Annotated in this window: 13 protein-coding genes; 7 read left to right on the top strand and 6 right to left on the bottom strand. The window is 73.2% G+C overall.

Features of this window, described 5'->3' with window-relative positions; all coding sequences use genetic code 11:
* Positions 1-29: 29 nt before the first annotated feature.
* From murC to D1369_RS09215, 5 genes are all read left to right on the top strand, one after another.
* On the top strand, positions 30-1,421 hold the full coding sequence (murC, locus tag D1369_RS09235; RefSeq protein ID WP_007385427.1) for a UDP-N-acetylmuramate--L-alanine ligase: 1,392 nt from the start codon (positions 30-32) through the stop codon (positions 1,419-1,421).
* A 13-nt stretch (positions 1,422-1,434) separates the two neighbouring features.
* Positions 1,435-1,842, top strand: a complete 408-nt coding sequence (gene msrB / locus D1369_RS09230) for a peptide-methionine (R)-S-oxide reductase MsrB (protein WP_007385428.1) — start codon at positions 1,435-1,437, stop codon at positions 1,840-1,842.
* Between the two features lie 129 nt (positions 1,843-1,971).
* Complete coding sequence (locus D1369_RS09225; protein ID WP_118082399.1) at positions 1,972-9,897, top strand: type I polyketide synthase; 7,926 nt, start codon at positions 1,972-1,974, stop codon at positions 9,895-9,897.
* 24 nt (positions 9,898-9,921) lie between these two features.
* A complete protein-coding gene (locus tag D1369_RS09220; RefSeq protein ID WP_007385432.1) occupies positions 9,922-11,397 on the top strand; it encodes a tryptophan 7-halogenase in 1,476 nt (491 codons plus the stop codon).
* Positions 11,398-11,453: 56 nt separating this feature from the next.
* Positions 11,454-12,956 (top strand): glycoside hydrolase family 3 N-terminal domain-containing protein, encoded by a 1,503-nt coding sequence (locus D1369_RS09215; protein ID WP_007385433.1) that lies wholly within the window; start codon positions 11,454-11,456, stop codon positions 12,954-12,956.
* Here D1369_RS09215 and D1369_RS09210 read toward each other — a convergent pair.
* Complete coding sequence (locus tag D1369_RS09210) at positions 12,940-14,244, bottom strand: glycosyl hydrolase (RefSeq protein WP_037901722.1); 1,305 nt, start codon at positions 14,242-14,244, stop codon at positions 12,940-12,942. The genes D1369_RS09215 and D1369_RS09210 overlap by 17 nt on opposite strands.
* 8 nt (positions 14,245-14,252) lie before the next feature.
* Between D1369_RS09210 and D1369_RS09205 the strand changes: the two genes are divergently transcribed.
* Positions 14,253-15,329: a BadF/BadG/BcrA/BcrD ATPase family protein gene (locus D1369_RS09205; protein ID WP_118082398.1), complete on the top strand. Its 1,077-nt coding sequence runs from the start codon at positions 14,253-14,255 to the stop codon at positions 15,327-15,329.
* Complete coding sequence (locus D1369_RS09200) at positions 15,326-17,539, top strand: glycoside hydrolase family 3 N-terminal domain-containing protein (protein ID WP_037901726.1); 2,214 nt, start codon at positions 15,326-15,328, stop codon at positions 17,537-17,539. Before D1369_RS09205 ends, D1369_RS09200 begins: the two co-directional genes overlap by 4 nt.
* Here the strand turns inward: D1369_RS09200 and D1369_RS09195 are convergent.
* The 5 genes from D1369_RS09195 to D1369_RS09175 form a co-directional block, all read right to left on the bottom strand.
* Positions 17,503-18,387 (bottom strand): carbohydrate ABC transporter permease, encoded by an 885-nt coding sequence (locus D1369_RS09195; RefSeq protein ID WP_007385438.1) that lies wholly within the window; start codon positions 18,385-18,387, stop codon positions 17,503-17,505. The two genes, D1369_RS09200 and D1369_RS09195, sit on opposite strands and share 37 nt — an antisense overlap.
* Positions 18,384-19,388, bottom strand: coding sequence for a sugar ABC transporter permease (locus tag D1369_RS09190; RefSeq protein ID WP_037903775.1), 1,005 nt, complete (start codon positions 19,386-19,388; stop codon positions 18,384-18,386). The genes D1369_RS09195 and D1369_RS09190 overlap by 4 nt, the downstream gene beginning before the upstream one ends.
* A gap of 17 nt (positions 19,389-19,405) precedes the next feature.
* Complete coding sequence (locus D1369_RS09185; RefSeq protein WP_007385440.1) at positions 19,406-20,779, bottom strand: extracellular solute-binding protein; 1,374 nt, start codon at positions 20,777-20,779, stop codon at positions 19,406-19,408.
* 117 nt (positions 20,780-20,896) lie between these two features.
* A complete protein-coding gene (locus D1369_RS09180) occupies positions 20,897-21,559 on the bottom strand; it encodes a hypothetical protein (RefSeq protein ID WP_007385441.1) in 663 nt (220 codons plus the stop codon).
* Positions 21,556-25,770 (bottom strand): NEW3 domain-containing protein, encoded by a 4,215-nt coding sequence (locus D1369_RS09175; RefSeq protein WP_007385442.1) that lies wholly within the window; start codon positions 25,768-25,770, stop codon positions 21,556-21,558. The genes D1369_RS09180 and D1369_RS09175 overlap by 4 nt, the downstream gene beginning before the upstream one ends.
* Positions 25,771-25,828: the final 58 nt, after the last annotated feature.

Raw genomic sequence — 25,828 nt, 5'->3', positions numbered from 1 at the left:
GTACCGCACCACCTTGGGGAGACACACGCATGGCACCCGGCCTTCCTACCGCCATGGACCGACCGCACTTCATCGGGATCGGTGGGGCCGGGATGTCGGGGATCGCGAAGATCCTCGCGCAGCGCGGCGCGAAGGTGGCCGGCAGTGACGCCAAGGAGTCCGCCACCGCGGAGGCCCTGCGCGCGCTCGGCGCGACCGTGCACATCGGGCACGCCGCCGAGCACCTGGCGGCCGACGCCACCTGTGTGGTCGTGTCGTCGGCGATCCGGGCCGACAACCCCGAGCTGGCCCGGGCGGCCGAGCTCGGCATCCCGGTCGTGCACCGCTCCGACGCCCTCGCCTCGCTGATGGACGGCCTGCGGCCGATCGCGGTCGCCGGCACGCACGGCAAGACGACCACGACCTCGATGCTGGCGGTCTCCCTGTCCGAGCTGGGACTGCGGCCCTCGTACGCGATCGGCGGCGACCTGGACGCCCCCGGCTCCAACGCGCTGCACGGCGAGGGCGAGATCTTCGTCGCCGAGGCGGACGAATCGGACCGCAGCTTCCACAAGTACGCCCCCGAGGTCGCCATCGTCCTCAACGTCGAGCTCGACCACCACGCCAACTACGCGTCGATGGACGAGATCTACGAGTCCTTCGAGACCTTCGTGGACCGCATCGCCAAGGGCGGCACGCTGGTCGTCAACGCGGACCACGAGGGCGCCCGGGAGCTGACCTGGCGGGTCACGGCGAGCGGTGTGCGCGTGGTGACGTACGGCGACGCCGAGGACGCCGACGTGCGGGTGCTGTCGGTCGCGCCCCAGGGCCTCAAGAGCGAGGTCACCGTCCTCCTCGACGGCAGGCAGCTCACCTTCACGGTCTCCGTCCCCGGCCGCCACTACGCGCACAACGCGGTGGCCGCGCTGGCCGCGGGCGTGGCGCTCGGTGTCCCCGCCGAGGATCTGGCGCCTGCCCTGGCCGCGTACACCGGTGTCAAGCGGCGCCTCCAGCTCAAGGGCGAGGCGGCCGGGGTGCAGGTCATCGACTCCTACGCCCACCACCCCACGGAGATGACGGCGGACCTGGAGGCCATGCGCGCCGCCGCCGGGGACGCCCGCATCCTCGTGGTCTTCCAGCCCCATCTGTTCTCGCGGACGCAGGAGCTCGGCAAGGAGATGGGCGAGGCCCTCGCGCTCGCGGACGGCTCGCTGGTCCTGGAGATCTACCCGGCCCGCGAGGACCCGATCCCCGGGGTGACGAGCGAGCTGATCATCGACGCGGCGCGGGCCGCGGGCGCGGACGTGACGCCGGTCCACGACAAGGCGGACGTGCCGGAGGTGGTCGCGGGAATGGCGAAGGCCGGTGATCTCGTTCTCACCATGGGCGCGGGTGACGTGACGGACCTCGGCCCGCTGATCCTGGACCGTCTCGCGAAGTAAGGGGCTGAGCTTCATGTCGTACGACGTCGAAAAGCCGGACGAGCAGTGGCGAGCGGAGCTGACCCCGGCCGAGTACGCCGTACTCCGCCAGGCCGGGACGGAACCCGCCTTCACCGGTGAGTACACCAACACCAAGGCCACCGGCGTGTACTCCTGTCGCGCCTGCGGTGCCGAACTCTTCACCTCCACCACGAAGTTCGAGTCCCACTGCGGCTGGCCGAGCTTCTACGACCCGAAGGACACGGACGCGGTCGAGCTGATCCAGGACCGCTCGCACGGGATGGTGCGCACGGAGGTGCGCTGCGCCCGCTGCGGCTCACACCTCGGACATGTGTTCGAGGGTGAGGGGTATCCGACCCCCACCGACCAGCGGTACTGCATCAACAGCATCTCCCTGCGGTTGACGGCCGACGAGGACTGACCCCGGGTCCCGTTCACCGAGTCCGGTGACCGGTTCCGCCAACTCCGCCCGCCCTGCGTCCACTTGCGATGCGGTGGCGGGCGCCCGGGCGGGATACGGTGCGGACTCGGTGATCCAGAGGGAGGCCCGATGCGCGTCGGGGCAGAGTCCGCGGTCCGGCCCGTGGCGGAGTTGCTGGTCGAGAACGCCTCGCGGTACGGCGGGAAGCTCGCGTTCGCCGATGACCGGCGATCGGTGAACTGGGCCGAACTGGAGCTCCGGACGCGGCGGTTGGCGGGCGCGCTCGGGGTGACCCGTGGGGCGAGGGTGGCGTTCTGCCTCGACAACAGCGTCGAACTCGTGGAGGGACTGCTCGCCACATCGCGGGCCGCCGCCGTCGGGGTCCCGTTGAGTCCGCGGGGCACCCATGCCGAGCTCGCGGCGCTGCTCGCCGACTGTGATCCCGACGTACTGGTCGTCGACCGGCGGCAGTTGGCGCGGATCGCCAGCGTGGTGGGGGAGCGGTCACCGCGACTCGTGGTGACCGGCGAGGGACCCGTGCCCGAGGGGGTCGCGCACTTCGACGACCTTGTGGCGGACGGCCGTTCACCCGGGCCCCGCGACGACCTCGCCCTGGACGAGCCCGCCTGGCTGCTGTACACCTCCGGCACCTCGGGCACCCCCAGGGCCGCCGTCGCCAGCCAGCGCTCCGCGCTGTGGTCGCCGGTCGCCTGCTACGTGCCCCGCCTGGGGCTCTCGGCGGACGACCGGCTGCTGTGGCCGTTGCCGCTCGCGCACACCTACGCCCACTCGCTCTGCGTCCTCGGCACGACCGTGGCGGGCGGCAGCGCGCGGATCACGGCGGTGCGGGAACCGGCCGCGCTGGTACGGCTCATCGAGGAGTTCGCACCGACCGTACTGGGCGGAGTGCCGCTCACCTACCAGCAGTTGCTCGACTCCGGACTCGGTGAGGTGTCCTCGCTGCGCGTGTGTGTCACCGCCGGGGCACCGAGCGCGCCGGAGTTGCGGGAGCGGGTCGAGGAGCGGTTCGGGGCGCCTTTGCTCGACGGGTACGGCAGCACCGAGACCTGCGGCAAGATCGCGATGGAGTCGCCGGCGGGGCCGCGGGTGCCGGGCAGCAGCGGGGCCGTGCTGCCCGGCATGGAGGTGCGGCTCGTCGAGCCCGGGACCGGTGCGGAGGTCGTCGGCGCCGAGGGGGAGATCTGGGTGCGCGGGCCCGGCGTCATGCTCGGCTACCGCGACGGGGCGGGGGTGGACGGCGACGGCTGGTACCGCACCGGCGACCTGGGGCGACTGGGTGAGCACGGGTATCTCACCGTCACCGGGCGCGCGAACGACCGGATCGTGCGGGGCGGGGAGAACGTCGACCCCGTCGAGGTCGAGCAGGTGCTGCGCGGGCTGCCCGGGGTGCTGGACGCGGCGGTCGTGGCGCGGCCGCATCCGCTGCTCGGCGAGGTCCCGGTCGCGTTCGTCGTACCGGAGGAACGGGCCCTGGACACGGGCGCACTGCTGCGGGCCTGCGCCGAAGTGCTCTCCGCGCACAAGGTCCCCGAGGACGTCCTGTTCACCCCGGCCATCCCCCGCACCGCGGCCGGCAAGCCGCGACGGGCCGTCCTCAGGGAGGGCCTCGCCGCCCGCCAGGCCGAGGAGGCCCTCGCGGGACTCGCCGCCCGGACCCCGGCGGAGCGCCGGGCGGCGCTGACCGAGCTGGTGTGCGCGGAGACGGCCGCGATCGGCGGTGCCTCGGTGGTCAACGGGGGTGTGGGGGGCCGTGCAAGTGTGACGGTCGCGGTCGCCGAAGTGGCCGTGGGCGGTGGGCTCGCGGCCGTCGACAGTCCCGCGGCCCTGCATGAGCCGGCAAGGGGCCGTGCCCGGTCCGGCGGTCAGGACGCTGCCGTCCGCGGCGCGTACATGGGCCGCGAACGGTCCGTCGGTCACGCCGCTGCCGTCCATGACGAGGCACCCGTCACCGACGCGGCGGCGATCGACCCCCACACCGCCTTCGCCGACCTCGGTCTCACCTCCATGGGCGCGATGACCCTGTGGCACCGGCTCGGCCTCCGTACCGGACTGCGGCTGCCCGCCACCCTGGTCTGGGACCACCCGACGCCCGCCGCGGTCGCCGCCCACCTCGACGAGCGGCTGCACGGCGCGGGGTCCGCGACCACGGCCCCGCGCCGCGGGCCCGCCGCCGAGCCGATCGCGATCGTGGCCGTCGGCTGCCGTTACCCGGGCGGGGTGCGCTCGCCCGAGGACCTCTGGCGGCTGGTGTCCGACGGGGTCGACGCCACCGGGGAGTTCCCGGCCGACCGCGGCTGGGACGTCGGTGCCCTGTACCACCCCGACCCCGACCGGCTCGGGACGACGTACACCCGACGCGGTGGCTTCCTCACCGACGCGGCCGACTTCGACCCGTTGTTCTTCGGCATCTCGCCGCGCGAGGCCACGGCCACCGACCCGCAGCACCGGCTGCTGCTCGAAGTCGCCTGGGAGACGCTGGAGCGCGCCGGCATCCCCGCACCCTCGCTGCGCGGCAGTGCCACCGGCGTCTACGTCGGCCTGATGCACGGCGGCTACGGCGCCGGGGCCTCGGCACACGCGCTGGAGTCGCACCTGGGCGTCGGGTCCGCGGGCAGCGTGGCCTCCGGGCGGATCTCCTATGTGCTGGGCCTGCGCGGTCCCGCCCTGACCGTCGACACGGCCTGCTCGTCCTCGCTGGTCGCCATGGACCTGGCCGCCGCGGCTCTGCGCGCGGGCGAGTGCACCCTCGCGCTGGCAGGAGGAGTGACCGTACTGGCCAGTCCGAAGCCGTTCGTGGTGTTCAGCAGGCAGCGCGGGCTGTCGGCGGACGGCCGCTGCCGGTCCTTCGCGGACGGCGCCGACGGCACCGCGTGGGCCGAGGGCGTCGGCCTGGTGCTGCTGGAGAAGCTGTCGGACGCCCGGCGCAACGGCCATCCGGTCCTGGCCGTGCTGCGCGGCTCCGCCGTGAACCAGGACGGCGCGTCCAACGGCCTCACCGCCCCCAACGGCCAGGCCCAACGCGAGCTGATCCGACTGGCGTTGGCCGACGCCGGGCTGGAGACGGCCGACGTCGACGTCGTCGAGGGCCACGGCACCGGAACCGCGCTCGGCGACCCGATCGAGGCGGGCGCCCTGCTGGCCACCTACGGCCGGGGCCGCGACGCCGACGACCCGGTGTGGCTGGGCTCGGTGAAGTCGAACTTCGGGCACACCCAGGCCGCGGCCGGGGTGGCCGGCGTCATCAAGGTGATCGAGGCGATGCGCCACGGCGAACTGCCCAGGTCGCTCTACGCGGAGCGGCCGTCGCCGCACGTCGACTGGTCCGACGGGGCGGTACGGCTGCTGGACCGGGCCCGGCCCTGGCCGGAGCGTGACCGGCCGCGCCGGGCGGCGGTCTCGTCGTTCGGGATCGGCGGGACCAACGCGCACGTGATCATCGAGGAGGCCCGCCCCAAGTCGGGGGAAGCCGAGAAGAAGCCTGAGACCATCCGCTCGGGCCCGGGCATCACCACCCCCTGGCTCGTCGGCGGCAGCGACGAGGCCGGACTGCGTGCCCACGCCCGGGAGTTGGCGACCACGCTGGCCGACCTCGACGGGGAGGCCGATGCCCTGGACATCGCCTACTCGCTCGCCACCACCCGCGCACCCCTCCAGCGCCGTGCCGCCGTCCTGGCCACCGGGACCGACGGACTCCTCGCCGGGTTACGGGAGTTGGCCGAAGGCGCCGACAGCCCCGCACTGCGCAAGGGCACCGCGCGCGGCACCGCCAAGGTGGCGCTGCTCTGCACGGGCCAGGGCGCCCAGCGGACCGGCATGGGCCGTGAACTCGCGGCCCGCTTCCCCGTGTTCGCCACCGTCTTCGGCGAACTGTGCGACTCCTTCACGCCGTTGCTCGACCGGCCCCTGCGTGAGGTGATCGACGACCCCGACAGCGGCCTCCTGCACCGCACCGACTACGCGCAACCCGCCCTGTTCTCCTACGAGGTCGCGCTGCACGCCCTCCTCGCCGACAGCGGGGTACGCCCCGACTTCCTGGTCGGCCACTCGATCGGCGAACTGGCCGCCGCGCACATCGCGGGTGTGTTCTCGCGGGCCGACGCGGTACGGCTGGTGGCAGCGCGAGGCCGTCTGATGGCCGAACTGCCCACGGGCGGTGCCATGTTCGCCGTGCGGGCACCCCTGGCGGACGTGGTGAAACGGCTCGACGAGGAACCCGGTGCCCGGGTCGCCGTCGCGGCCGTCAACGGACCCGAGTCCGTGGTGCTGTCCGGCGACGAGGAGGCGGTGTCCGCGCTGGCCGCCCGACTCGGGCGTACGGCGACCCGGTTGAAGGTCAGCCACGCCTTCCACTCGCCGCGGCTCGACCCGATGCTGGACGCGTTCCGGGAGATCGCGGAGTCGGTCACCTACCACCGGCCGTCCGTACCGGTCGTGTCGACACTGACCGGCCGCCCGGAGCCGGACGCGATCCGGACCGCCGAGTACTGGGTACGGCAGGCGCGGGAGACCGTGTTGTTCGCCGACGCGGTGCACTGGCTGGCGCGCACGGGGGTGACCGCGTACGTGGAGGCCGGACCGTCGGCGGCCCTCATCACGGCGGCCGAGGAGTGCGTCGAGCCGGACTCCGGAGCCCTGTTCACGTCCGGTGCCGAGACGACCGTGGCCCTGGCGGAGCTGCACGTCCACGGGGTGCCGGTCGACTGGCGGTCCGTGTACGCGGGAACCGGTGCCCGCCGACGGCCCTTGCCGACGTACCCCTTCCAGCGGCAGCGCTACTGGCTCGACGTCCGTGACCAGGGCAGCGGTGACGACGGGAAGCTGGTCGGCGAGGCGCAGCCGGACGCCGACGGGCCCGGGACCCGGTACAGCGGTGTGCTGTCCACCGCACGGCAGCCCTGGCTCGCGGACCATGTGATCGGCGACCGGCTGCTGGTGCCCGCGACGGTCTTCGCCGAGCTGGCCTTCCGGGCGGCGGGGGCGGACGCGGCCAACGGCCCGCTGCGGCTGTCCGAGCTGGTCCTCCACGAGCCGCTGGTGCTGCCCGCCTCGGACCCGGTGCGGATCCAGGTGGTCGCGGACGCCCCGGATGCGGCGGGGAACCGTCCGGTCACCGTGTGGGCACGGACGGGCCCGACCTGGACGCGCCATGCCGCAGCCTCGGTCGCCCCGGCCGGCACAGCTCCCGCAGCCGCACAGGACACCGCATGGCCACCCGTCGGCGCCGAGGAGGTCGCCGTCGACTACCAGCGGCTCGCCGCGTACGGGCACCACTACGGGCCGGCCTTCCGCGCGGTCACCGGGCTCTGGCGGCGCGGTGCCGAGACCTTCGCCGAAGTGGCGCTGCGGCCTCAAGAGGCGGCGGAGGCCGGCTCGTACACCCTGCACCCCGCGCTGTTCGACGCCGCCCTGCACGCCGCGCTGCTGGCCGAGGGGCCCGGAGAGGCACGGATCCCGCTCGCCTGCACGGGCGTGAGCGTGCACGAGACCGGCGCCTCGGCCGCCCGGGTCCGTCTGGAACGGCTCGGGCCCGACGAGGCACGGGTGACGCTGACCGGCATGGACGGGCGGCCGCTGGCCACCGTCGAATCCCTCGTCACCCGGGTGATGAAGGTCCGCCCGACGGAGCTGTACCAGGTGGCCTGGCGGCCCGCCGCGGAAGCCGGGCACACCGACACCGAGCACGAACTCCTGGACACGGCGGACCTGTTGGACCAGCACCGCCGCGAGGACATGCCGGGCCGGGCCCGGGAGCTCGTCACGGCCGTCCTCGCCCGGGTACGCGACCGGGTCGCCGGCACCCGTCCGGGCCGTCTGCTGGTGCTCACCCACCACGCGGGCGGGGACGACCCGGACCCGGCGCAGGCCGCGGTGGCCGGGTTCGTGCGCAGCGCCCAGTCCGAGCACCCCGGCCGGATCGTGCAGGTCGACCTCCGCGGCGGCACCCTCACGCCCGCGGCACGGGAAGCCGTCCTGCGCACCGGCGAACCCCAACTCGCCCTGCGCGACGGCACGGTCCTGGTGCCCAGGCTGGTCACCACGGGTCCCGCGAGTGCCCCGCCGCCCGCTCTCGACCCCGACGGCACCGTGCTGATCACCGGCGGCACCGGAGCGCTCGGCGCGAGCCTCGCCCGCTACCTCGTGGCCGAACGCGGGTCCCGCCACCTGCTGTTGGCGAGCCGCAGCGGCCGTACGCCCGACTGGGCGGCCGAACTGGACGCGGACGTACGGGTGGTGGCCTGCGACGTGAGCGACCGGACTGCCGTGGACGCCCTGGTCGAGTCCTGCCGGCCGCCCCTGACCGGCGTGTTCCATCTCGCCGGAGTGGTGGCCGACGGGGTGGTGGACGGCATGACGCCGGAGCGGGTCGCCGAAGTGCTGGCGCCCAAGGCGGACGCCGCCTGGCACCTGCACGAAGCGACCGCCGGACGGGGCCTGGCCGCGTTCGTGCTGTACTCCTCGGCCGCCGGAGTGCTGGGCAGGCCGGGACAGTCCAACTACGCGGCCGCCAACGGCTTCCTCGACGGGCTCGCCGCGTACCGGGCCGCCCGCGGGCTGCCCGCGCGGTCGCTCGCCTGGGGCCCTTGGACCACCGCGCACCACGACGGCATGGCGGGCCGGGTCGCGCCGAACCTGCCGGCCCAGGACGAGGTGCCGGCGATCACCGAGCGGGAGGGCGCCGAACTGCTGGACTCCGCACTGCGCACGCCGGCACCGGTACTGGTGCCCGTCCCGTTCGCCCGCGCCCCGCGCGGCGGCTCGCCCCTGCCGTTGCTCGCGGACCTGCGGCCGGCGCGCCCGACCCCGGCCGCCGCGGCACCGGCGGCCGACCAGGCGCCCGGTGCCTGGCGCAAGCGGCTCGCCGCTGCTCCCGAGGCCGACCGCGCGGGTGTGCTGGCGGGTCTGCTCCGCGCCGAGCTGGCTGCAGTGCTGGGCTTCCCGGACGCGGACGCCTTCCCCGCCGACCGCGAGTTCGGACAGCTCGGCTTCGACTCGCTGACGGCCCTTCAGTTCCGCAACCGGCTCAGCGCGTTCACCCGGGTGCGGCTGGCGCCGACGGTCGTCCTCGAACACCCGACGCTGGAGGGGCTGTCGGCGCACCTCCTCGCCGCGCTGGGCGAGGCGGGCGCGTTCCCGGAGCCGGCGGACACCCTGGGGCCGGGGGCGACGGAGCCGCCGACCCAAGTGCCCTCGCCCGCCTACCGGTTCACCACCCTCTACCACCGCGTCCTGCGTGAGCAGGGCCCCCTGGAGGCGATGACCCTGCGGTACGTCGCCTCGTACGCCCTGCCGTCCTTCACCGCGGCCGACCGCGCGCGGCACGCCGTCCGACCCGTCCGGCTCGCCCGAGGCGGCACCGGCGCAAGGGCCGCGGCGCTGGCCTACCTCCCCGACTACCTGGCACCCTTCCACCGGGTCCCCACGGGCCTGGCCGAACGGTTCGACGGGGAACGGGACGTGTACCTCCTGGAGCACCCAGGACTCGGTGCCCGCAGGGCGGTTCCGGACTCGATGGAGACACTGGCGCGGGCGCACGCCGACACGGTCCGCGAGATCGCCCGGGGCGGGCCTGTCGTCCTGGTCGGCTACTGCGCCGGTGGTGTGATCGCCCACGAGGTGGCCCGCCGTCTGGCGACCGCGGGAGAGCCGCCGGCCGGTGTCGTCCTGGTCGACTCCCACGCGGGCGTGCTCCGGCGCGGGGACGCCCGCGCACTCGCCCTGATGGCCGCCGGTGCCGCCCTCCCGGAGGACGTGGTCGCGGAGTTCGACGACTCGTTGCTCGTCGCGGGCGGTGGCTATGCGCGCGTTCTCGAGGGATGGCAGCCCGGGCAGGACCCGGGGCTCCCGCCCGTGCCGACGCTGCTGCTGCGCGGCCGGCCGACCGCCGAGATGCGGCGCACGGACCCCGACGGGGACTGGCTGCCGCACTGGCCGCTGCCCCACGACACCGCGGACGTCCCCGGCGACCACTACTCCGTCGTCCACCAGGACGCCGACTCCACGGCCGCGGCGATCCGGGCCTGGCTGACCGAGTGACCCGATCGAGAACAGGAGCTCCCGATGAACCCCGAGTACGACCTGATCGTCGTCGGCGGCGGTCCGGCCGGATCGACCGCGGCGGCCGCCGTCGCGCTGCGCGGCCACCGGGTGCTGCTGCTGGAGCGGGAGACCTTCCCGAGGTACCAGATCGGTGAGTCGCTGCTGCCCGCGACCGTGCACGGCCTGTGCGGCATCCTCGGGGTCGCCGACGAGGTCGCCGCGGCCGGGTTCACCCTCAAACGCGGTGGCACCCTGCGCTGGGGCCGCGACCCGAAGCCATGGCAGTTCTCCTTCGCCATGACGCCCCGGCTGCCCGAACCCACGGCGACGGCCTTCCAGGTGGAGCGCTCCCGTTTCGACGAGATCCTGCTGCGCAACGCGGCCCGGGTCGGCGCCGAGGTCCGCGAGGGCAGCCCGGTGCGCCGGATCGTCGCCGACGACGAGCGGGTGCGCGGGGTCGAGTACACCGACAGGGACGGCAACTCCCGTACGGCATACGGCCGTCACGTGATCGACGCGTCCGGCAACACCAGCCGGGTCCACTCCGGGGTGGGCGGGGCGCGGGTGTACTCCGACTTCTTCCGCAACCTCGCCGTGTTCGGGTACTTCGCGGGCGGACGCCGGCTCCCCGAACCGAACCGGGGCAACATCTTCTGCGCCGCGTTCGACGCCGGCTGGCTCTGGTACATCCCGCTGCGCGACGACCTGACCAGCGTCGGCGCCGTGATCTCGCCCGAGCACCATCCTGCCGTCCAGCGGGACCCGCGTGCCGCCTGGCAGGACATGGTCCGGGCCTGCCCCGAGGTCGCCGAGCTGGTCGACGGAGTGCCGGCCGCGACCGAGCCGCCGTACGACCGGGTGCGGGTGCGCAAGGACTGGTCGTACTGGAAGACGTCCTTCTGGACGCCCGGCATGGCGCTCGTCGGCGACGCCGCCTGCTTCGTGGACCCCGTGCTGTCCTCCGGGGTCCATCTGGCCACCTACGGCGCCCTGCTGGCGGCCCGCGCGGTCAACTCCGCGCTCGACGGCAGCGTGCCCGAGGGGCGCGGCTTCGCCGAGTTCGAGACGCGCTACCGGCACGAGTACCGGGTGTTCTACGACTTCCTCATCGCCTTCTACGACATGGAGCGCAACGACGAGTCGTACTTCTGGTCCGCGAAGAAGGTCACGAACGTCGACAGCACCGAGGTGGCGGCCTTCGCCGAGCTGGCGGGCGGACTGGTCTCGGGCGACACGGCGGTGCTGGGACCGGAGCGGTTCGGGGACCGGTGGAGTGCCGCGGCGGCCGAACTGGACGGCGCGGTGGGCCGGTTGGCCACGTCGGACGACCGGACGAACCCGCTGCTGTCCACGCGGGTCGTGGGCGAGACCTTCCGCACCGGCAACGACCTCCAGGAGCAGGCGCTCTACGGCGGCCCCCTGGACGAGACCGCGCCCGCCGCGCCGGGCCACCTCGTCGCCTCCGCCGACGGGCTGGGCTGGGAGAGGCAGCGATGAATGGCAGAACCACTGGTATGTTGACTTTCGGCTGAGTGAGCCAGAGGATTCCGGGGGTGACCCACACCGACCGCCCGTCTGCCCGCACCGCCCTCCCCGTCGACCTCGACGAGGCCGCCCACCGCTGTCTCGTCGCCGGGTTCGACGGCACCACGGCCGTCCCCGACACCCTGAAGCGGCTCATCGACCGCGGTCTCGGCGGGGTCATCCTGTTCACCCGCAACGTGCGCGACGCGGAACAGGTGCGCCGGCTCACCGACACCCTGCGGGCGCTGCGCCCCGATCTGCTGGTCGCCATCGACAACGAGGGCGGGGGCATCGGGCACCTGGTCGCCGCGGGCGCCCCGGAGGTCCCCGGCTCCTACGCGCTCGGCGTCGTCGACGACCTGGACCTCACCGCCCGCTGCGCCGACGCCCTCGCCGGACACCTGGCCACCCTCGGCGTCACCGCCTCCTACGCCCCCGTCGCCGACGTCCAGCGACAGGCCGGCAACCCGATCGTGCGCACCCGTGCCTTCGGCGAGGACACCGCGCTGGTGTCCCGGCACCTCGGCGCCTGGATCACGGCCACCGAGGCGCGCGGCATCGCCTCCTGCGCCAAGCACTTCCCGGGGCACGGCGGCACGCTCACCGACAGCCACCACGAGCTCGCCGTCGACCCGCGGCCGTACGACGAACTCGATCTCGCCCCCTTCCGGGCCGCGATCGCCGCGGGTGTGCCGATGCTGATGAGCGCGCACGTCGTCTTCCCGGCACTGGACGCCAACCGCCCGGCCACGCTCAGCCGGCGCATCCTCGGGGACCTGCTGCGGCAGGAGCTCGAGTTCGACGGGGTGCTGGTCAGCGACGCGCTGGAGATGAAGGCGATCTCCGACCTGTACGGGGAGGCGGCCGGGGCGCGGATCGCACTCGCCGCCGGGGCGGACCAGGTCATCGTCGCCGTACCGGATCTGCGGGTCACGCTGGAGTGCCGGGACGCGGTCCTGGAGGCGTTGCGGGACGGGATGCTGGCGGAGGAGCGGGTGGGGGAGGCCGCCCGGCGGGTTCAGCGGCTGGTCGAGCGGTACGCCACGCCGGTGGACGAGGTCGCGGTATGGGACGCGGGGGCAGGGCTGGAGGCGGCCCGGCGGGCGGTGTGCTCGCAGGCGCTCCCCGTGCCCGTGGCGGGCGCGCACGTCGTCGACCTGTTTCCGGCGCCGCATCCCGCGTTGAACTGGGGTGGGGAGGATCTGCTGACCCAAGTGCTCGCGGTGGATCCGACGGCTACGGGGACGGCGGTGGCGGGGGAGCCGGTCGATCCTTCCGCGCTCGTCGACGTGGTTCTGGCCGAGGCCGGGAGCGCGCCGTTGGTGGTGGCGACGTGTGACGCGAGCCTGTACCCGTGGCAGGCCCGCGTCAGGGATGAGCTGCTGGTCCGGAGGCCGGGGGCGGTGCGGGTCGCCACGGGGCTGCCGGACGGTGGGGCGTTGTGTTCCTACGGGCGGGGGAAGGTCAATCTGCGGGCCGTGGCCGAGGTGCTGGCCGGGTGCGGTGATCTGTCTGCTACGGAACTCGGATGAGCTCCTTGATTCCCCTGGTCGCCAGGTAGCTCTCGTCCTCCGCCCGCTCCGCCAGGACCACCGCCGGACGCACCCCCTGCTGACGCAACCGCATCCACTCCTCGAAGTACGCCCCGCCCGGCCCCGACACCGAGCGCGTGGACGGAGTGCAGTCCAGGACCAGGGCCGTGTCGCGCGGCTCGACCGACAGCGGGCCCGCGCGCAGTTCGGCGATCGTCGCCGCCACCGCCTCCGCGATCGGCTTGGGCCTGCCCGCCGCGTCGAACAAACCGAGCGTGTACTCCAGTTCCGGGAAGTCGGCCAGTGACCGGTCCACGTCGTGGGAGCACCACCACGTCACGCCCCACAGGTCCGCGCACCCAGAGGCGTTCAGGATCGTCTCGCGGGCGAAGTGCGGGGCGTCGGCGGCCGGGATGTGCGGTTCCGGGGCGCCCGTCTCCTGGATCCAGACCGGGCGGGACGGGTCCTCGGCGTAGGCCTTGGCGAGTTCCGTGCCGTACTCGGCGAGGTGCAGGACCTGGGGGGAGCGGGGGCCGTACAGGCTCGCGCAGCCGCCGGAGAAGACCCACGGGTGAACCGTGGTGACGTCACCCTTGCGGGCCGAGGCCTGAGGGGTGAAGGGGTGGTCGTCGCCGTACCAGGCGGCGTCGTACGCGGAGTGCGTGACCAGTCCGCCGTCGGCGCCGAGGCCCTCTCGGGCGGCCGCCAGCAGCGTGTCCAGGTAGTGGTCGACCTCCGTCGGCGTCGCCGGGTTGTGCTCGATCAGGTTGTTGAGCTCGTTGCCCAGCTGGAGGCCGATGAGGTTCGGGCGGCCGGCGAGGGCGCGGCCGAGGGTGCGGAGCAGGTCCGCCTGGGCGCCGATGGCGTCCGGGTCGGTGAAGACGTTGCGGTGGTGCCAGCTGCGGGTCCACTCCGGGTAGAAGTCGAAGCTCGACAGATGGCCCTGCACGCCGTCCACCAGCACGTCGAGGCCCGCCTCGGCGGCCAGGCCGACCAGCCGCGCCAGCTGGTCCACGGCGGCGGAGCGGATCAGCGTGCGGTTGGGCTGGAGCAGTGGCCACAGGTGGAAGACCCGGACGTGGTCGAGCCCGAGTCCGGCTATCTGGGCCAGATCCTCGCGGGTGCGTGCGGGATCGAAGTCGTGCCAGGCGTGGAACCAGCCGTGGCGGGGCGTGTAGTTGACGCCGAAGCGGAGCGTGGGAATGGGATCCTCCTCGGGTTCGGCCAGGTCCGACCTCGGTCCGGCTCGGGTTCTGCTCTTGTCCTGCGCGAATGTATCAATCACCATAGTCATCGATGGGTAATTATTTGAACCACGACGTGCGCGACCTTGGCGCTCTGGTCATCGGCCTCGACGCCGGCGGCACCCGCACCCGCGCGGTCCTCGCCGCCGCCGACGACGGTCGCGTGCTGGGCGAGAGCACCGGCGGGCCGGGCAACGCCATGACCGTCCCCGTCCCCCAGCTCACCGACCACCTCACCGAGGCGCTCGCCCGGGTGGTGCCCGAGGCGGCGCGCACCCGCGTCGTGGCCGTGACCGGCGGTTTCGCGGGCGCCACGGCGGCCTCCGAGGACGACCCCGGCACCGGCAGGGCCCGCACCGCCCTCACCGAGGCCCTGCGCCGCCTGGGCGTGCCGACCGGCCGGGTCGGCGTCTGCAGCGACATCGAGGCCGCGTTCGCCGCCGCCCCCGGCACCCCCTCCGACGGCCTCGCCCTGGTCGCGGGCACGGGCGCGGTCGCCATGCGCATCACCGACCGGCACGCCACGACCACCGTGGACGGCGACGGATGGCTCCTCGGCGACGAGGGCAGCGGCTTCTGGATCGGCCGCAGCGCGGTCCGCGCCGCCCTGCGCATGGCCGACGGCCGGGGCCGTCCGACGGTCCTCGCCGGCTGGGTCGGCCGCGCCCTGGACCTGCCGGTAGACGTCCTCCCGAAGAGCGCGATCCCTTCGTACGACCGTTCCGGCGCCGTCCCCCCGGGCGGTACCGCCCCCCACCCCACCGGCGTCCCCGGCTGGGAGCGCGCCCGGCGTGAGGACTTCCGCCGCCATCTGCTGCCCGCCGTGATGGCCGATCCGCCGATCCGGCTGGCCCGCTTCGCCCCGCTGGTCGCCGAGGCGGCCGCCGAGCGGGACGCCGTGGCCGGGACCATCCTGAGCGAGGCGGCGGACCACCTGCTGGAGTCCGTCCGGGCGCTGGAACCGCGGCCCGGGGAGCGGATCGTGGCCACGGGCGGGCTCCTGGGTCCCGAGGGGCCGCTCACCGCCCCGCTGGCCGAACGGCTGCGCGCGCACGGCCTGAGCCTGGACTGGGTGGCCGACGGCTGCCCCGGCGCGGTCGCCCTCGCACGCCTGGCGCACCGGTCATGAGCGACGCCGTGTACCGCGACCCCACCGCCCCGGTCGACGCCCGCGTCCGCGACCTCCTGTCCCGGATGACCCTGCGCGAGAAGGTCGGCCAGCTCAACCAGCGGATGTACGGCTGGGACGCCTACCGCCGCACCCCCGACGGCGGCTTCGAGCTCACCGAGGCCCTGCGCGCCGAGACCGACCGCTTCGAGGGCCTGGGCGCCCTGTACGGCCTCCAGCGCGCCGACGCCTGGTCCGGCGTGGACCACGGGAACGGCCCCGGAGCGGAGGACGGGGCCGCCCTCGCCGACCTGGTGCAGCGACACGTCGTGGAGCGGAGCCGGCTCGGCATCCCGACGCTGTTCGTCGAGGAGGTCCCGCACGGCCTCATGGCCCTCGACGGCACGGTCCTCCCGGTCAACCTGGCGATCGGCGCCACCTGGGACCCCGAGCTGTACGAGCGTGCCGCCGCCCACGCCGCCGCCGAACTGCGGGCCCGCGGCGGCCACGTGGCCCTCGTCTCCGCGCTGGACATCGCCCGCGACCCGCGCTGGGGCCGTACGGAGGAGTGCTTCGGCGAGGACCCCCACCTCGCGGGCCGGCTGACACAGGCGTTGGTCCGGGGCATGCAGGGCGCCTGTCCGGACGGCCTCTTCGCCGCCGACAAAGCCCCCGTCGTCCTCAAGCACTTCGCCGGGCAGGGAGCCACCGTCGGTGGCCGCAACTCCGCGGAGTCGGAGCTGGGGTGGCGTGAGCTGCACGAGATCCACCTCCCCGCCGCCCGGGCCGGTGTCCGCGCCGGTGCCGCCGCCGTCATGGCCGCGTACAACGAGGTCGACGGCATGCCCTGCTCCGGCAACCGCGCCCTGCTCACCGGGCTGTTGCGCGAGGAGTGGGGCTTCGACGGGCTCGTCATGGCGGACGGCCTCGCCGTCGACCGGCTGGCCCGGATCACCGGCGACAAGGTCTCCGCGGGCGCCCTCGCGCTCGACTCCGGTGTGGATCTGAGCCTTTGGGACGAGGGCTTCACGCATCTCCAGGAGGCGGTCGAGCGCGGCCTGGTGAGCGAGGGGACGCTTGACGCCGCCGTCGCCCGGGTCCTGCGCCTCAAGTTCCGGCTGGGACTGTTCGAGCGACAGCACCCGACGGCCTCCCGCCCTGCCGGCGGCGCGGAACTCAGCAAGGAGGTCGCACGGGCCGCCGTCACCCTGCTGCGCAACGACGGCGTGCTCCCCGTCGGCGCCGACGTCTCCCGGATCGCCGTGCTCGGACCCCAAGCGGCCACCACCGCCCACCAGTCGGGCGACTACACCGCCCCGCAGCGCCCCGGCACCGGCAGCAGCGTCCTCGACGCCCTGCGCGGGCTCGCGCCCGGCCTCGACATCCGCCACGAACCGGGCTGTTCCCTCACGGGGGACGACCTCTCCGGCATCCCGGCGGCGATCGCCCAGGCCGCCGCGTCCGACCTCGCCGTGCTGGTGCTGGGCGGCAGCAGCGCCCGTACGCCCGGGACCGAGTTCGACGCCAACGGGGCCGCGCTCAAGGCGGTCTCCGAGATGACCTGCGGCGAGGGCGTCGACCTCGCCGGGCTGCGGCTGGGCGGCGCCCAGTACGCGCTGCTGGACGCCGTGGTGGCGACGGGCACGCCGACCGCGGTCGTGCTGGTCCAGGGACGCCCGCACCTCGTGCCGGACACCGCGCCCGCCCTGCTCTCCGCCTGGTATCCCGGCCCGTGGGGCGGCGAGGCGATCGCCGAGGTGCTGCTCGGGCTCACGGAACCGGCGGGCCGCCTGCCCGTCTCCGTGCCCCGCTCGGCGGCCCAACTCCCCGTCTACTACAACCACAAGGACACCGAGTACGGCGGATACGTCGACGAGAGCGCCGAGCCGCGGTACTCCTTCGGGCACGGGCTGTCGTACACGAGCTTCGCGTACGGCGAGCCCCGGCTGACGGGACGCACGGTCGAGGTCGACATCACCAACACCGGCCGTCGGTACGGGCGTTCGGTCGTCCAGGTGTATCTGCGCCGGCTGATCACGCGCACCTGGCCGCGCACCCTCGAACTGTGCGCGTTCGAGGGTGTCGGCCTGGCGCCGGGGGAGCGCCGTACGGTGACCCTGCCCCTGGAGGGCGTCAGCGGCACCGTCGAGATCAGGGTCGCCGCGTCAGCCCGGGAGGCGCTCACCGCGAAGGGTCACAGCTTGACGGCCCCCGACGACACGCCCTTGTAGAACCACCGCTGGGTGATCACGAACAGCACCAGCACCGGGACCACCGAGATCACCGAACCGGCCATGACCATCCGCTGGTCGTAGCCGAACGACGAGCTCTGCAGACGGGAGAGCCCCAGTGTCAGCGTCATGTGGCTCTCGGAGCGCAGCACGATCAGCGGCCACAGGAAGTCGTCCCAGGCGCTGATGAACGTGTTGATGACGACCACCATGATCGCGCCCCACGCGGACGGCAGATACAGGTACCGGAAGCGCTGCCACTCGTTCGCGCCGTCGAGCATCGCCGAGTCCTCGATCTCGCGCGGGACCGCGAGGAACGCGCCGCGCATGAGCAGGACGTTGATGGCGCCGACGAACCCGGGCAGCCACACACCCGCCAGGCTGTCGACCAGGCCCAGGTCGCGGATGCTGATGAACAGCGACACCATGATCGACTCGAAGGGGAACATCATCGAGGCGACCAGCACCACCCAGACCGCCTTGCGGCCCTTCCAGTCGGGCTTGGAGAGCATGTAGCCGGCCGTCGTGGAGAAGACCAGCTGGCTGGTGACCGACAGGGCGACCACGATCAGGCTGTTCTTGATGTACGACCACACCGGCACCTGGTCGAAGACCGTCCGGTAGGCGCGCAGCGTCGGGTGGTGCGGCAGCAGGGTGGCGTCCGCGCCGAAGACGTCCTCGCTCGTGCCCTTCAGGGAGGCAAGGAGCTGCCACAGCAGCGGGCCCACGGTGAGGCCGAGCACCAGGAGGAGGAGCAGATAGCGGACGACGAGCTCGCGCGGGCGGCCGTAGTCACCCCAACGCGGCATCAGGCGACGGCCCTTGGGCTCGACGACACTCGTCGTCATGACTCGTCCTCCTTGGTCAGACGCTGCGCCAGCAGGGTCAGCCCCAGCGTCAGCGCGAACAGGGCCACGCTGACGGCCGAGCCGTATCCCGCGTTGCCGGTGATCGGGTCCAGGCCGACGTCCCGGATGTAGAACGGCAGGGTGCGGTCGGCGCCGCCGGGACCGCCGGTGGAGCTGCCGAGCATGTAGATCTCGGTGAACACCCTGAGCGAGCCGATGCCGGTGAGGGTGCCGACGAGCATCATGGCCTGGCGTACGCCGGGGATCGTGATGTGCCAGAAGCGGCGCACGGCACCGGCGCCGTCCATCTGCGCGGCCTCGTGCAGCTCTCTGGGCACGTTCCCGAGGGCGGCCAGGTAGAAGACCATGTACCAGCCGAGGCCCTTCCACAGGGTCAGGCCCATCGCGGAGAGCAGGATCAGCCACGAGTCCGACAGGAACGGGATCGCCGACCTGATCAGGTGGGCCTTCTCCAGCCAGGTGTTGACCAGTCCGTCGTCCGCGAGCAGCCACTGCCAGCTCAGGCCCACGACCACGCTGGAGGCGAGCACCGGTGTGTAGAAGGCGGAGCGGAAGAAGCCGATGCCGGGCAGGTTCCGCTCCACCAGGACGGCCAGCATCAGCGGCAGCAGCACCATCAGCGGCACGACGATCACCGCGTACAGGACGCTGTTGCGGGTGGCGAGCCAGAAGTCGTCGTCCTGGAGCATCCGCGTGTAGTTGTCGAGTCCGACGAAACCCGCGGTGCCGCCCAGCGGCTTGGCGTTGGTGAAGGACAGCAGGAGCGTGTTGAGGAACGGGAACACCCCGAAGACCACCGCGCACCCGATCGCCGGGGCGGTCCACAGCCACGGCAGCCACCAACGGCGGTACATGGCCGCTCCGTTGGCCCCGGGGGCTGGACCGGGCAGCACGGCCCTGGCGAGTCGGCGGAGGCGGGACGGGGACGGGGCCGGGCCCGGCGCGGAGCTCGGGGACTCCGTGCCGGACACCGGCTGCATGATCTGTGCCGTCACCGTCAGCTGCCCTGCTTCAGCAGCTCGTTCGCCTTCTCCTGGGCGTCCTTGACGGCGTCCGCCGGGCTCTTCTTGCCCTGCATGGCCAGCTGCACCTGGGACACGATGGCGTTCTGCACGGCCGGGGAGAGGTTGGTCTGGTTGGTGTCGGCCGTCTTGAGCTGGTCGGCGACGAGCTTGCGGGCCTGGGAGAACGGGTCGCTGCCGGTCACGTTCTGGAAGAACGGGTCGTTGAGCGAGTCGGTGGTGGTCGGGAAGATCACCACGTCGGGGTCCTTGCACCAGGCCGTCTGGTTCTCGGCGTTGGTCAGGAACTCGGCGAACGACAGGGCGGTGGGCGCGTTCTTGCTGGTCGCGGCGACCGAGATGTACTGCGGGGCACCGGCGGAGGCCCGGCCGAGCGCGTCGTAGGGCTGCTGGCCGACGGCCGTCTTGTCGTACACCGACGGGCTGTTCTGCTTCACGAACCGCACGAAGCTCGGGTTCGTCGAGCCGTAGGCGACCTTGCCCTGGCTGTAGAGGGTGGAGGGGTCGTTGCTGGAGGACAGCGAGTCCTTCGGCATCGCGCCCTCCTTGTACAGCTTCGCCATCCACGCCACCCACTGGGTGGTGCGCGGGTCGTCGCCGAACACTGCGGACTTGCCGTCGGCGGACAGGACCTTGATGCCCATCTGGTCGAAGTCGGCGGGGATGCGCCAGATCGGGTTGGCCATCGTCGCGAAGTACTTGCCGTCGGCGGCCTTGGCGACCTTCTCGTAGTCGGCGAAGAGCCCGAAGATGCTCGTCGGCGGCTTCGCCGGGTCGACGCCGGCCTTCTGGAGCAGGTCCTTGTTGTACGTCAGCAGGACACCCCCGGTGTACCAGGGCAGCGTGGTGTGGATCGCCTTGCCGGAGGCGTTCGCGAAGGTGGCGGTCTTCCAGAACGACGGGACGAAGGGCTTGGACGCGGCCGGGTCCTTGGTGCCGATGTCGAGCAGGTAGCCGGCCTTGGTGAGGGCGGTCGCCGTCGGCGCGTTGACGTTGATGACGTCGGCCATCGTGCAGGCCTGGGCGTCGGCGACGGTCCGGCTCGTGAAGGTGTTGTCGCCCGGGTCGTCGATCCACTTGACCTTGGTGCCGGGGTGGGCCTTCTGGAAGTCCGCGATCACTCCGTTGAAGAAGCCGCCGAAGTCTTTCTTCAGGTTGGTGGTCTGGAAGGTGATCGTGCCCTTGACGTCCCCGGTCAGCTTCCCCGACCCGACGTTGCCCTTGTCGACCTTGCAGCCGCCGGCGGTGGCGTCACCGCTGTCGGAGCCGCCGCTGAGGCCGCAGCCGGTGGCCGCGAGCGACAGAACGGCGATACAGGTCAGGGTGCGGGTCAGTCTCTTTGCGTGCATGTGATGCCCTCCACGGCTGGTTCAATGAACCAACTCCGACTCCGATTGATGAAAAGGTGGACCAGAATTCATCGGAGGTCAATGGTTTGCTGTGTTGCGTTTAGGTTCCGTACGAGATCAGTGACGGTGTTCGTGGTCCGGATGTGAGGGGTCGCCGGGGTGTTCGTGCCCGTGGGAGTAGGTCACGGCGCCGCGTGCCTGGTCCAGCCAACCGAAAAACGCCTGGCGGCCGGCTGCGGTGCGGAGCTCACGGGTGATCTGGTCGCGGACCTCGTCGTACGGGCGTACGTCCTCCGGGGACGCCCCGTCGAAGGGGGTCACGCCTCGCCGTAGCGCCTCCGGGGTGAGGAAGCGGTCCTGGTTGCGGTCGTAGTAGTCCCGTACGGCGGTCTCCGGGACCGTCTGTTCGGACTCCAGGGCGGCGAGGAGCGTGCGGGCGGCGGGGGAGTGGGCCAACGCTGCGGCGACGATGCTGCCGAGGTCCGCCACGTCTGTCTCGGCGACGGCCAGGACGGAGACCGGTGACACCTCTTCCGGCACCTTCAGGCCGCGGTCCGCGCAGGCCCTGCGGGCGAGTTCGTCCGTGACCACGACCTGTGTGGCCCAGCGGCGTCTTTGTCTCGCGACAGAGGGGGGTTCCATCCGGCGTCTGGCGGGTGCGGGTTCGTCGTGGCTTGTCGCGCAGTTCCCCGCGCCCCCATAGGGCGCTTCCAGGAACGAGTCCACCCGTTCCCTCGGCAGTGGTTCGCCGTCGATCAGTGCCGCGTGCTCCGGCGTCACGGGGTCACCTCCAGGGGGATGGTCCTCGTGTACGCCACCTGGCCGTTCCACGCCGCCTTCGCCATGAGCCAGTACGTGCCCGGGGGGATCTGCGAGCCGTCCACCTCGACGACCGCCTCCGTCTGCTCCCCGCCCGGCACCGTGAAGCCCTGGAGGCCCGGTGTCACGCCCTGCCACGTGCCCCAGGACGACACCGCCCACAGCTGACCGCCGACCGGGCCCCGGGTGGAGTTGCGCAGGCTCACCGGAACCTGAGCCCGCTCACCCCTGCGCACGGTGACCCGGTCGGCGGCCAGGTCGCACACCAGGCCCTGCCCCGGGGGCGGTCCGCCTGGTACGTCGAGGCCCACGACGTCCTCGTACGTCTGGCCGCCGTACGACAGCCGGGCCGTGAGCCAGTGCCGGCCGGGCTCGGCGCCCGGTGGCGGTGTCACCGTCACCTCGGCCAGCGAGAAGCCGCCGGGCCCGAGCGCGTACGGCAGTTCGGGGGGCTCGGCGGTCCAGCCGGGCGGCACGTCGAAGACCACCGTGCCGTTCGTCGACGTGTCCGTGAGCTCGGAGCCGATCCGCACGGTCGCGGTGACGGGGCCGGTCGCGGTGAGCGCGGTCGGGGAGAGGTAGACGGAGACCGGCATGTTGCCGCGCGGGGCGGGCCCGGAGTTGTGCAGCCAGTAGCGGGTGTGGACGGGCTGGGCGGGCTCGTGGGCGGCGACCCCGGGGTCGGTTCCGGGCTCCGGTGCCTGCGGGGGCGTGGCCAGGACGGTGGCCACCTCGAATCCGGTGAGCCCGGCCTCCAGTGCCCCCTCGCCGTCCGGCAGCAGGGACTCCCCGGGCCTTTCCAGTACGTCCGCCCGGGCGCCCTCGGTCCAGGCGACCGGCCCGCGCACCCGCACCCGCACCGGCCGCCCGTTGACCTCGTGCACGCGGACCACGACTCCGCGCCTCGGATCCACGGGTGCCCCGCTGCCCCTGGCCAGCGGGGAACCCAGCGGCTTGAGGGCGTCGAGGAGCACCTCGCGGGCCGGTTCCACCTCCAGCAGGGAGGTGCTGCGGGGCAGGAGCGCGGACGCGCCCTCGCCGCGCACGCGGGCCGTGAGCGGGTGGTTGAACTCATGGCCCCGCGCGGGGAGTTCGAGGTCCCGCCAGTCACCTTCGCCCGCGACGACCGCGTACTCGAAGGTGTGCGACCAGCGCTGGAGCTGGAAGCCCGAGCCGTCGGGCGTCGTACGGCGGGGCGGGTCGACCCAGATGCCGGACGGCCAGCCGGTGCAGGAGCGCATCAGGGACATGTAGAGGTCGCCGGAGGTGGTGACCACACAGCCGGGCGTGCCCCGGTTCAGGACGGCGAAGCCGCGCCCGTCCCAGGCGTCACCGGGCGGGAGCGCCTCGCCGCCGCCCGCCGCCGTGGCGGTGACGGTGAAGTCCTCCAGGTCCGCGATCAGCGCGTCGACGGCCTTCGCGTCCCCGGAGGGGTCGGCGCCGGCGATCACCAGCAACGGCAGCCGCTCCAGGTCGCGCAGGTCGGCTCCGGGCACCCACTCCTCGCGCAGGGAGGCGCGCGGTGCGACCCAGACGGCCGCCACGCCCTGGTGGGCGATCTGGCGGCGCAGCTCGCGGTCGGCGGCCGGGTCCATGGCGAGCGCCTCGGCGACCAGGGGGTTGCGCTCGGGGCCGCCGACGGCGATCCGGATGTCGGGAAGGTTGGAGTCGACCTCGAGGTCGCCGTAGCGGGGGCCGCCCGCGACGGTCGAGGTCGCGGTGACGCCCGCGCGCACCAGGGCCGCCGCGAGCGGGCTGCCCAGCTCACCCGCCTCGTCCCAGTCGGCGTACACCAACTCGGCCACTCCGAAGGCCCGTTGGCCCAGGAGCGCGCCGGAGTCGTCGCGCAGCGCCACCCGTGCCGTGGACCCCAGCCCGAACCACGTGTTGGCCGGGTTGTCCAAAGTCCACGGGAACTCCTCGCTGTTCACCTCCACGAACCCGAACCCGCGCCCGATCACCGCGTCGGCGACCTCGTGCACCGGCAGTCCGCCCCGCACGTCCGAGGGCCAGCGGACCCGGATCAGGCGGTCCTCGCCGTCGTAGCCGTCGATCGTCGTGGCGACATCGAGCCGGTTCACGCCGGTCCAGAGGGTCAGCTTCTGTGTGTACGTGAAGAGTCCGAGGTCGGCGCGGACGGTGATGCGGGACCCGGCAGGGGAGTGCTCGACGTCGACGTCCGCCGTGACGTCCCGGCTGCGGGCGGCGGTCGTGCCGGTCGGGGTGAGGTGCCAGGGGCCCTCGCCGAAGCGCGGGTGCCGCGGGAACTCCTCCTGGACGACCAGCTCGTTGCCGATGTCACCGGCGGGCAGCAGCTCGCGGCCCTCCCCGTCGACGGCCCGCAGGCTGCTCACGGCACCGCCCCGCGCGGGGTCGACCGTCACCTCGTAGAACTCGTTGCGGATGGTCAGGCCCTCGCCGGAGGTCCATCCGGGCAGCGAACCGGCCGCCAGGGGCAGGGCCTTGAGGCCCATGCCGGGGACCTCGGGGACGACGACCTTGAGGGTGCCGTCCTGCTCGCGTACCGCCGGCAGCGGCTGGAAGTCGTCACCGACGGGTACCAGGCCGGGGTCGTCGACGGTGAGCACGTCCTGGCGTTCCCAGGTGGTCGGGTTGAAGACCACCAGATCGGGCCCGGTGCCCGGCTCGACCCGGTCGGCCAGCGCCTTGGTGGCGTCGGCGTGCACGGTCTCCGCGAGATCGGCCAACTCCCGCCAGCCGGTGAGGAGATCGATGTACACCTGGTCCGACTCCGAGCCGGTGATGGCGTCGTGGTGGGCGCCGTAGACCAGTTGGCGCCAGGCCTTGTCGAGGGCCGCGTCCGGATAGGGATGCCCGGTGACGAGGGAGGCGAGGGTCGCCCAGGCCTCCGCGTCGGCGAGGAGCGTCTCGCCGTACCGCTGGGCCTGCTTGGTGTCGATGTAGGAGACGTCCTTGCCGGTGTAGACCGGGTTCATGTCCCGCGTCTGCGGCGAGGCCCTGCGTCCCTCGGCCTCCAGCTCCGCGCGGACGGCGGCGAAGAAGTCCCGGGGGATGCCGGAGACGAACCGGGGCCAGACGTAACGGGCGTTCCAGTCCCGGTGGATGCCCATCACCCAGCGGCACGGCGGTGCGTAGTCCCCGCCGACCGGCAGCAGCACGTTGCGGGTGAGCGCGACCTTCTTCAGGCCCCGGAAGAGCTTGAACGCCTCCGCCTCCGCCTCGGGCAGCGTGGGCGCGTTGTCGATCCGCCAGCCGGCGCCGTAGTGGTTGACCATGTACGCGGTGAGGATCCCGCGCCCCGAGGGGGCGATCCAGTCGAACTCGGCCGGGAACTGCATCCGCTGCGGGTCGCGCGGCTCCTCCCCGAAGACGGAGAGGGTCGGCCCCCACTGGTGGAACGGCCCGCGCGCCCAGGAGCTGGACGTCACCCCCGCGTCCGCCATCAGCCCCGGGAACTGCGGGTCGTGCCCGAACGCGTCCAGCTGCCAGGCGGTCTCCGGGGACGCCCCGAGGATCGCCCGCTGGTATCCGTCGCCGTACAGCGCGTTGCGTACGGTCGCCTCGGCGCCGGTGAGGTTGGTGTTCGGCTCGTTGTAGGTGCCGCCCATGATCTCGACGCGGCCGGTGCGGATCAGCTCGCGCAGGAAGCCGCGCTCCTCCGGGAAGGCGTTCCAGTACGGCTTGAGGTAGTCGACTTCCGCGAGCACGAAGGTGTACGCCGGGTCGCGCCGGGCCAGGTCGGAGTGGGCCCGGACCAGGCTCATCCCGGACTGGCCGCGCGAGTCGAAGGTACGGGCGGGCAGGCCGGCCGTGGCCGGGTCGTCGGCGACGTCCCAGGTCTCGGTGTACGCGCCCTGGGTGTTCCACCAGACCGGGTCGTAGTGGAAGTGGCTGACCATGAACATGGTCCAGCCGGGCTCGGCGACCGTGAACTCGCCGGTGCCGCTCGCGGTCTCGTCCCCGTCGGCCGCGGTGACCGTGATCGGGCCGCCGGCGCCGGTCACGGGTATCTCGGCGCGTACGGTGCCGTCCTCGCCGACGGTGACGACGGTCTCCCCGGTGCCGTGCCCCTCGACCCGCACATGGACCGAGCGGCCCGGGACGTGCTCGATCCCGGCCCACACCAGCTGGAGCGGTTGCTCGGGTGTACCGACGAACAGCTCGGTCGACTCAACAGAGGTGACGCGCATGGGGCTCCTACGAGATGACTCGGGGGAGCCCCATCCTGGCACCGAGGGGATGATTCAA

This window comes from Streptomyces sp. CC0208 (assembly GCF_003443735.1).
Classification (GTDB): domain Bacteria; phylum Actinomycetota; class Actinomycetes; order Streptomycetales; family Streptomycetaceae; genus Streptomyces; species Streptomyces sviceus.
Note: the sequence above shows the minus strand (reverse complement) of the source record. Positions and strands in the feature narration are given on the sequence as shown.

What these genes read in the sequence shown, in the direction of transcription:
- D1369_RS09225 (WP_118082399.1), top strand. Translation starts at nt 1,972, where the DNA reads ATGCGCGTCGGGGCAGAGTCCGCGGTCCGGCCCGTGGCGGAGTTGCTG.
- D1369_RS09220 (WP_007385432.1), top strand. Translation starts at nt 9,922, where the DNA reads ATGAACCCCGAGTACGACCTGATCGTCGTCGGCGGCGGTCCGGCCGGA.
- D1369_RS09185 (WP_007385440.1), bottom strand. Translation starts at nt 20,779, where the DNA reads ATGCACGCAAAGAGACTGACCCGCACCCTGACCTGTATCGCCGTTCTG.
- murC (WP_007385427.1), top strand. Translation starts at nt 30, where the DNA reads ATGGCACCCGGCCTTCCTACCGCCATGGACCGACCGCACTTCATCGGG.
- D1369_RS09210 (WP_037901722.1), bottom strand. Translation starts at nt 14,244, where the DNA reads ATGGTGATTGATACATTCGCGCAGGACAAGAGCAGAACCCGAGCCGGA.
- D1369_RS09205 (WP_118082398.1), top strand. Translation starts at nt 14,253, where the DNA reads ATGGGTAATTATTTGAACCACGACGTGCGCGACCTTGGCGCTCTGGTC.
- D1369_RS09175 (WP_007385442.1), bottom strand. Translation starts at nt 25,770, where the DNA reads ATGCGCGTCACCTCTGTTGAGTCGACCGAGCTGTTCGTCGGTACACCC.
- D1369_RS09195 (WP_007385438.1), bottom strand. Translation starts at nt 18,387, where the DNA reads ATGACGACGAGTGTCGTCGAGCCCAAGGGCCGTCGCCTGATGCCGCGT.
- D1369_RS09190 (WP_037903775.1), bottom strand. Translation starts at nt 19,388, where the DNA reads ATGCAGCCGGTGTCCGGCACGGAGTCCCCGAGCTCCGCGCCGGGCCCG.
- msrB (WP_007385428.1), top strand. Translation starts at nt 1,435, where the DNA reads ATGTCGTACGACGTCGAAAAGCCGGACGAGCAGTGGCGAGCGGAGCTG.
- D1369_RS09200 (WP_037901726.1), top strand. Translation starts at nt 15,326, where the DNA reads ATGAGCGACGCCGTGTACCGCGACCCCACCGCCCCGGTCGACGCCCGC.